Source organism: Mycobacteriales bacterium (assembly GCA_035995165.1).
In the GTDB taxonomy this organism is placed as follows: Bacteria; Actinomycetota; Actinomycetes; order Mycobacteriales; family CADCTP01; genus CADCTP01.
Map to the genome: position 1 here is coordinate 1 of DASYKU010000029.1, position 8,330 is coordinate 8,330.

Consider the following 8,330-nt stretch of genomic DNA (forward strand, 5'->3'; position numbering starts at 1 on the left):
TTGTCGATCGCATGTGTGCAGGTCAGAGGCCTGCTACGGGTGCGCCGCCAGGGACTCGAACCCCGAACCCGCGGATTAAGAGTCCGCTGCTCTGCCAATTGAGCTAGCGGCGCATTGGGGTGGAAGGTTACCAGGTCACTCCTTCGGGGTGCGACGGGTGGTCGTGTCGCGTGGTTCTGTCAGAGCCGAGTGGCAGCATGGGCATACGTCAGGCAGTTCAGCAGGGAGGCGCAGGCGTGGGTGCACAGGCAAAGACGCGCGGGTCCGGTGCGGCGCGGTGGGGTGTGGGGCTCGCCGTCGTGCTGGCCGCGGTGGCCGGGTGCACGTCGTCCGGCTCCGGGAGCTCCGGCAGCGGGGCGGCGCCGTCGCAGGGTGGCAGCACCAGCCAGAACGGGAGCAGCCAGGCCCAGGCCGAGCCGGCCACCGTCTCCGTCCTGCCGGCTGCCGACGCCGCCGCCGTCGCGCCCGGCGATCCGGTCAAGGTCACCGCGCAGGGCGGGACACTGACCACGGTCACCGTCAGCGGCACCGGCGGCGCCGTGAAGGGCACCCTGGACGCGGCCAAGACGACCTGGACGTCCGCGGCCAAGCTCGGCTTCGGCGCCCGCTACACGGTGACCGCCGAGGCGACGAACGCGACCGGGCAGACCACGACCAAGACCAGTGCGTTCACCACGGCGAAGGCCACGAAGACCGTCTTCCCGGCGGTCAGCCCGCTGCGGGACACGACCGTCGGCGTCGGCATGCCGATCCGGGTCTACTTCGACAACCCGGTGACCGACCGCAAAACCGCTCTGGCCCGGATGAAGGTGACCACCTCGGTCCCGACCGTCGGCGGCTGGCACTGGTTCTCCAACACCGAGGTGCACTGGCGCCCCAAGACGTACTGGAAGTCCGGTACCAAGGTCGCGCTCGACACCGACCTGCGCGGGGTCTCCCTCGGCGCGGGGACGTACGGCAGCGAGAACGCGGACCGGCACATCGAGTTCACGATCGGCGCCTCGCACGTCAGCGTGGCCGACGCCAAGACCCACCGCATGAAGGTGTACGTCAACGGCAAGCTGACCAAGAACTTCCCGGCCAGCCTGGGCAAGGAGGTCACCGGGCGCTACACCCACACCGGTGTGCACATCGTGACCGACAAGAAGCGGGCCATGACGATGGACTCCTCGACGTTCGGGCTGGCGCTGGACGCAGGTGGCTACAAGACGCCGGTCCAGTTCGCGACCCGGATCTCCAACAGCGGCGAGTTCGTGCACGCCGCGCCGTGGTCGGTCGCCCAGCAGGGCAGCTCGAACGTCTCGCACGGGTGCGTGAACCTGTCGCCGGCCAGTGCGGCCTGGTTCTTCGGGATCTCGCAGCCGGGTGACGTCGTGCAGATCACCGGGACGCCGGTGCCGCTGACCAGTCGGGACACCGACGTGCCGGACTGGACGATCCCGTGGAGCCAATGGGGTGAGTGACGGGACTCGAACCCGCGACACCCGGGATCACAACCCGGTGCTCTACCAGCTGAGCTACACCCACCATTGAACGAGCCGCTCCATCGTAGCGGCTCACTGGAGGTCGGCGCTCAGCACCTCCGCGGCCGCCTTGTGGGCCTGCTCGCCGTTCGGGCCCGGAAGCGGCACGAACACGGTTTGCCGGTAGTAGCGCAACTCGCGGATGCTCTCCTTGATGTCCGCGAGCGCGCGATGGGCCAGACCCTTCTGCGGCTGGGAGAAGTAGACGCGGGGGTACCAGCGCCGGCACAGCTCCTTGATCGAGGACACGTCGACCATCCGGTAGTGCAGGAACCCGTCCAGCTCCGGCATGTCCCGGGCCAGGAACGCCCGGTCCGTCGCGATCGAGTTGCCGCAGAGCGGCACCGTCCGGGCATCCGGGACGTGCTTGCGCAGGTGCTCCAGCACGAGCTGCTCGGCCGCGGCGACCGTCACCGAGGACGCGCGGACCGCCTCGGTCAGGCCCGAATGGGCGTGCATCTCCTGCACGACCGGTTGCATCCCGGTCAGCAGCTCATCCGGTGCGGTGATCACGAGGTCGATGCCCTCGTCGAGCACACGTAGCTCCGAGTCGGTCACCAGGGCCGCGATCTCGATCAGCGCATCCCGGCGCAGATCGAGGCCGGTCATCTCGCAGTCCACCCACACCAGCCGGTCCAAGCCCTTGTCCGCCACATCCCGACCCTATCCACGCCGGTGCCGGTACCCGGCGGTGGCGTGCCGGTCGCACTACGCTCCGGCCCAGGACGTCGCTGAGGAGGGGTATCGATGGGCGAGCCGGGTGGTACGACGGAGGCGGCGGCACCGGCACCGGCAGCGGCAGCAGCGCCGGGCGACGACGTCGCCGCGCGGATCGCGGCCGGGTACGCGTTCGACGGCCCCGCGGTCGAACTCGGCGCCGTCGTCGCCGAGGGCGCCCCGCACCCGACCGCCCGGGTGCGCGTGCCGATCGGCATGCTCAACCGGCACGGTCTGGTCGCCGGCGCCACCGGCACCGGCAAGACCAAGACGCTGCAGCTGATCACCGAGCAGCTCTCCGCCGCCGGCGTGCCGGTCTTCGTGGCCGACATCAAGGGTGACCTGTCCGGCCTGGCGGCGGCGGGGGAGACCGGCGACCGGATCACCACGCGGGCCGTGGACACCGGCGACGACTGGCAGCCGGCCGCGTTCCCGGTCGAGTTCCTGGCGATCGGCGGCATCGGCACCGGCGTCCCGCTGCGGGCCACGGTGACCAGCTTCGGGCCGATCCTGCTGTCCAAGGTGCTCGGTCTGAACGAGACCCAGGAGTCCAGCCTGGGGCTGGTCTTCCACTACGCGGACAAGGCCGGCCTCCCGCTGCTGGACCTCAAGGACCTGCGCTCGGTCATCCAGTTCCTGGTCTCCGACGAGGGCAAGGCCGACCTGCAGGCGCTCGGCGGCCTGTCCAAGGCGACCGCCGGGGTGATCCTGCGCGAGCTGATCGGGCTGGCCGACTCGGCCGACGCGTTCTTCGGCGAGCCCGAGTTCGACACCAGGGACCTGCTGCGGACCGCCCCGGACGGGCGCGGGATCGTCTCCGCGGTCGAGCTGTCCCAGGTCCAGGACCGGCCGGCGCTGTTCTCGACGTTCCTGCTCTGGCTGCTCGGCGACCTGTTCGAGGACCTGCCCGAGGTCGGCGACCCGGACAAGCCGAAGCTGGTGTTCTTCTTCGACGAGGCCCACCTGCTGTTCGCCGGCGCCTCCAAGGCCTTCCTCGACGCGGTCACCCGTACGGTCCGGCTGATCCGGTCCAAGGGCGTCGGCGTCTTCTTCGTCACCCAGCAGCCGACCGACGTACCCGACGACGTGTTGGCCCAGCTGGCGAACCGGGTGCAGCACGCGCTGCGCGCGTTCACCCCGGACGATGCGGACGCGCTGCGCAAGACCGTGCGGACGTATCCGAAGACCGGCGACTACGCGCTGGAGGAGGCGCTGACCGGGCTCGGTACCGGCGAGGCGATCGTCACGGTGATGTCCGAGCGGGGCGCGCCGACGCCGGTGGCCTGGACGATGCTGCGGGCGCCGCGGTCCCGGATGGCGCCGGCCGACGCGGCCGCGATCACCTCGGCGGTGGCGGCCTCCGCGCTACAGGCCGAGTACGGGCAGGCGATCGACCGGGACTCCGCGTACGAGCGGCTGGCTGCGAAGCTGGCCCCGCCCGCACCCAAGCCGGCCCCGCCGAAGCCCGGGCCGCCGCCGGCTCAGCGGGCGCCGCGACGGGAGCAGGAGCAGCAGAGCGGCATCGGCGGCATGGTGACGAGCGTGCTCGGCTCGTCCGCGGCGAAGTCGTTCATGCGGTCGGCCGCCTCGGCGCTCGGCCGGGAGATCACCCGCGGCATGCTCGGGACGGCCAGGAAGCGCCGCTGAGGCGTTCGCTCTCGGCGGAGGGCGTCCGGGCGCGACCGCGCGCACCATGGTTACACCTGCAACGGTGTAAGCGAGGTCGCGAAGGGGACGCGGCGGCGTCCAGACCGCAGCGACGCGCCGACGACGTCGGTGCGCGGCGCGGCGGGAGGACGCCGCCATGGGCGCCCGCCGCAGCGACGGGAGGGTCGGTGGGGTATGGAGGTCGAGCGGGAAGCTCTGGACGCGTACTCCCGGGTCGTCAGCACGGTCGCGGCGGAGGTCACCCCGCACGTGGCCAGCCTGCGGCTCGGGCGCGGCGCGGGCTCGGGGGTGGTGTTCACCGACGACGGTTTCCTGCTCACCAACGCGCACGTCGTCGGCCGCGCGACCGGCGGGACGGCGGCGTTCGCGGACGGCGCGGAGTCGGCGTTCGACGTGATCGGGGCCGACCCGCTGTCCGACCTGGCCGTGGTCCGGGCCCGCGGCGACACGCCGGCGGCGGCCCGCCTCGGCGACGCCGACACCCTCGTCGTCGGCCAGCTCGTGGTCGCGGTCGGCAACCCGCTCGGCCTCGGCGGCACGGTCACCGCCGGCGTGGTCAGCGGGCTCGGCCGGTCGCTGCCGACCCGCAGCGGGCGGGCCGGCCGGGTGATCGAGGACGTGATCCAGACTGACGCGGCGCTGAACCCCGGCAACTCCGGCGGTGCGCTCGCGGACGCCGCCGGCCGGGTGGTCGGCATCAACACCGCGGTCGCCGGCATCGGGCTCGGGCTGGCGGTGCCGGTGAACTCGACGACCCGGCGGATCATCGGCGCGCTGCTGGCCGAGGGCCGGGTGCGGCGGGCGTACCTGGGGCTCGTCAGCGTGCCGGCGCCGCTGCCGGAGCCGGTGGCCGCGCGGGTCGGGCAGCGGACCTGCCTGCGGGTGATCGAGGTCGTCGCGGCCAGCCCGGCCGCCCGGGCCGGGCTGCACCCCGGCGACCTGGTGCTCTCGGTCGGGCGGGAGCAGGTCAGCGACGCGCAGGGGATCCAGCGGATGCTGTTCGCCGAGGCGATCGGGGTCGGCCTCCCGGTCACCGTCCTGCGCAACGGCGCCATGGTCGACGTCATCGCCGTCCCGGTCGAACTCACCGAGGGCTGAGCTCAGCGTACGGAGCGGATCGGCAGCACCAGCACCGCGCCGGCCAGGGTGACCAGCGCCGTGAGGATGTAGAGCACCGGGTAGCCGCCGAGGCCGGCGACGATCGGGGCGGCCAGCGCGGGTGCCAGCACCTGCGGCGCCGCGTTCGCGATGTTGACGATGCCGAGGTCCTTGCCGCGGTCGGTCGCGGCCGGCAGCACCTCGGTGACCAGCGCCGTGTCCACGGCCATGTAGACGCCGTAGCCGATGCCCAGCAGCGCCGCGGCCACGATCGAGGCCGTCCAGGTCGGCCAGATCGCGAGCAACAGGGCGCCGACGGCCATCACCAGGCTGGAGACGATCACCAGCGGCTTGCGCCGGCCGGTCCGGTCGGACCAGATGCCGCCGCCGACCGCGGTCGCGACGGCGCCGGCCGCGTAGATGAGGATGAGGATCAGCACCCCGTCCTCGGCCGACTTCCCCGGGAACAGCTGCTCGTAGTGCACCTTGTCGCGCAGGAAGTAGAGCAGGTAGAGGGTGCCCAGCGCGTTGCCGAGCGAGATGAGGAAGCGGGTCAGCCAGGCCCAGCCGAAGTCCGGGTACGTCCGCGGGTCGATCCACCAGTCCTTCAGCGTCGGCCGCGGTGGCGTCGTCACCAGTGGCGCGTCCCGGGTGACGAACGCGAACGGCAGCACCAGCACCGCGATCACCACCGCGATCAGCAGGTAGCCGGCCTTCGCGGTGGTCGTGAACGAGGTCACCAGCGCCACCCCGACCACCACGCCGACCGCCTGCGGGAGTCCGAACCAGCCCGAGACCGTGCCGCGCTGGGCAACCGGGACGTGGTCGGGCACCTCCGCGGTCAGCCCGGCGTACGCGGAGTTGAGGAACGCCTGGGCCACGCACCAGCCGATCAGCACACCGGCCACAGTGGACTGTCGCGAGAGGACGATCAGGCCGAGCGCGCCGAACACCGTGCCCCCCACCAGCCAGGGCAGCCGCCGCCCGAACCGGGAGGTGGTCCGGTCCGAGAGCGCGCCGGCCAGCGGGGTCGCCAGCACCGCGACCAGCGCCCCGGCGCCGCTGACCCAGCCGAGCGCCGCGACCTTGCCGTCGTCGCCGGTGATGTCCTCCAGCTGCTGGGGCAGCAGCAACTGGATCGGGGTGAAGAACCCCATCCAGACGGCCAGATTGGCCAGCGCGAGGGTGCCGATGAAGGCCTTCCGTACGCGCGTCGCCGGGACCGCGCCGACCGCCCCCGGAAGCATGCCTACTGCGCAGCGATGAGGTCGCGATACCACCCGTACGAGTCCTTCGGGGTGCGGGTCAGGGTGTCGAAGTCGACCCGCACCAGGCCGAAGCGCTTGGAGAAGCCCTGGGCCCACTCGAAGTTGTCCAGCAGCGACCAGCAGTAGTAGCCGCGCACGTCCACCCCGGCGTCGATCGCGTCCTTGACCGCGCGCAGGTGACCGTCCAGATAGGACACCCGGTCCTTGTCGTGGATCGCGCCGTCCGGACCGACCTCGTCGTCGTACGCGGCCCCGTTCTCGGTGACGTAGAGCGGCGGGAGGTTCTCATACCGGTCCCGCAGGGCGGTCAGGGTCTCGGTCAGCCCGGCCGGGACCACGGGCCAGCCGAAGGCGGTGCGGGCCGGGTCCGGCCAGGGCACGTCGGTCATCCCGAAGACGGCCGAGGCCTCGGCCCGGACCAGCTCGGGAAAGTAGTAGTTCACGCCGAGGAAATCGATCGGCGCGCTGATCGTCTCCAGGTCGCCGGCCTGCACGGTGTCGCCGGTCAGCTCCTGCAGCAGCTCCGGGTAGCGGCCCAGCAGGATCGGGTCGGTGTAGAGGTGGTTGTGCAGCGCGTTCCGGAAGGCGGCGGCGGCCACGTCGGCCGGCTCGTCGGTGGCCGGATGGCAGGGCCCGTAGTTGTTGGTGATCCCGACCGGGACCGACGGCGTCGCCGCCCGCAGCGCCGCGACCGCCAGCCCGTGCCCGAGCAGCTGGTGATGGGCGACCGGGAACGCGGCCGCGCCGAGCTGGAGGCCGGGCGCGTGGCTGCCCTCGATGTGCCCGTTCCAGGTCACCACGACCGGCTCGTTGAGGGTGATCCAGCGGCCGACCCGGTCGCCGAGGGCCTCGGCCAGCACGCTGGCGTAGTCGGCGAACCGGGCCGCGGTGTCCCGGTTGAGCCAGCCGCCGACGTCCTGCAGCGGCTGCGGCAGGTCCCAGTGGAACAGCGTCGCGGCCGGCTCGATCCCGGCCTCCCGCAGCCCGTCGGCCAGCCGCTTGTAGTAGTCCAGCCCGGCCTGGTTCACCGGCCCGGAGCCGGTCGGCACGATCCGCGGCCAGGCCACGGAGAAGCGGTAGGCCTGCACCCCGAGGCCGGTCATCAGCGCGATGTCCTCGCCGTACCGGTGGTAGGAGTCGCAGGCCACGTCCCCGGTGTCGCCGCCCGATATGGTGCCGGGCGTGTGGCTGAACGTGTCCCAGACCGAGACTCCGCGTCCGTCCTCGGTCACCGCGCCCTCGATCTGGTACGAGGCGGTAGCCGTACCGAACACGAAACCGGGCGGGAAGCGGAGTCCGTCGTCGATCACCCGGCCACCGTATCCGCTGCGGGCCACCCCGTGAGGGTCCGGCCGACGTCGACGGCGCGGAGCTACGCCTGGGTGGCGCTGGCGGTGCTCCTTGTCGTGCTGCTGTTCACCACGTTGCTGAACCGGTCGGGGTCCGGGGGCGGCGGGACCGCGAGCCCGCCCGGCTCGAGCGTGGGCGGCGGCATCCCGCAGCGGCCGAGCGCGCCGCTGCCGCCGACGCCGAAGAGCGAGTGGGACTTCGACGAGGGCCTGGGCCGCAACGTCGCCGACACCGCCGGCGGCAGCCCGATCACGCTGCAGGGCCCGCCGGACTGGATCGACGACGGGAGCGGCGGGACGGCGGCCCACTTCGACGGGATCCGCACGTACGGGGTGACCAACGACCCGGTGCTCGACACCACCCGCAGCTTCACCGTCTCGGCCTGGGTCCGGCTGGACAAGCTGCCGGCCGGCACCGCGACCGCGGTCAGCCAGGACGCGGCCACCGACAGCGCGTTCTCCCTCCAGTACGCGGACAAGCACTGGGTGCTGACCGGGTCCAACCCCGGGACCAGCGGCTTCGCCCGCTCGATCCGGTCCCCGTCGGCCGGGCAGTGGACGCTGCTGACCGGCGTCCGCGACCTGTCCGACGGCCAGCTGATCCTGTACGTCGACGGCACCCGGCAGAACGCCGTCTCCTACGGCCCCCGCCCGGTCAGCACCGGCCCGCTGGCCGTCGGCCGCGGTCTGCTCGGCGGCGAACCGGG

The 8,330-nt window shown here is 72.5% G+C and carries 7 protein-coding genes and 2 tRNA genes; 4 read left to right on the forward strand and 5 right to left on the reverse strand.

Features of this window, described 5'->3' with window-relative positions:
* Positions 1-40: 40 nt before the first annotated feature.
* A tRNA-Lys gene (locus VGP36_05380) sits at positions 41-113 on the reverse strand.
* Between the two features lie 123 nt (positions 114-236).
* On the opposite strand from VGP36_05380, the gene VGP36_05385 reads away from it, so the two are divergent.
* Positions 237-1,463: an Ig-like domain-containing protein gene (locus VGP36_05385; GenBank protein ID HEV7654159.1), complete on the forward strand. Its 1,227-nt coding sequence runs from the start codon at positions 237-239 to the stop codon at positions 1,461-1,463.
* Here VGP36_05385 and VGP36_05390 read toward each other — a convergent pair.
* Positions 1,452-1,527 (reverse strand) — tRNA-His (locus tag VGP36_05390). The genes VGP36_05385 and VGP36_05390 overlap by 12 nt on opposite strands.
* A 29-nt stretch (positions 1,528-1,556) precedes the next feature.
* Entirely contained in the window at positions 1,557-2,177 is a 621-nt protein-coding gene (gene orn, locus VGP36_05395) for an oligoribonuclease (protein ID HEV7654160.1), read from the reverse strand.
* 93 nt (positions 2,178-2,270) lie between these two features.
* Here orn and VGP36_05400 point away from each other — a divergent pair, with 93 nt between their 5' ends.
* Positions 2,271-3,887 (forward strand): helicase HerA-like domain-containing protein, encoded by a 1,617-nt coding sequence (locus tag VGP36_05400; protein ID HEV7654161.1) that lies wholly within the window; start codon positions 2,271-2,273, stop codon positions 3,885-3,887.
* Positions 3,888-4,082: 195 nt separating this feature from the next.
* Positions 4,083-5,006 (forward strand): trypsin-like peptidase domain-containing protein, encoded by a 924-nt coding sequence (locus VGP36_05405; protein HEV7654162.1) that lies wholly within the window; start codon positions 4,083-4,085, stop codon positions 5,004-5,006.
* A gap of 2 nt (positions 5,007-5,008) precedes the next feature.
* On the opposite strand, the gene VGP36_05410 is transcribed toward VGP36_05405, so the two are convergent.
* A complete protein-coding gene (locus VGP36_05410) occupies positions 5,009-6,253 on the reverse strand; it encodes an MFS transporter (GenBank protein ID HEV7654163.1) in 1,245 nt (414 codons plus the stop codon).
* A gap of 2 nt (positions 6,254-6,255) precedes the next feature.
* A complete protein-coding gene (locus VGP36_05415) occupies positions 6,256-7,584 on the reverse strand; it encodes a GH1 family beta-glucosidase (GenBank protein ID HEV7654164.1) in 1,329 nt (442 codons plus the stop codon).
* 72 nt (positions 7,585-7,656) lie between these two features.
* Between VGP36_05415 and VGP36_05420 the strand changes: the two genes are divergently transcribed.
* Positions 7,657-8,330: LamG domain-containing protein (locus VGP36_05420; GenBank protein HEV7654165.1), on the forward strand; the 674-nt coding region annotated here is incomplete at its 3' end.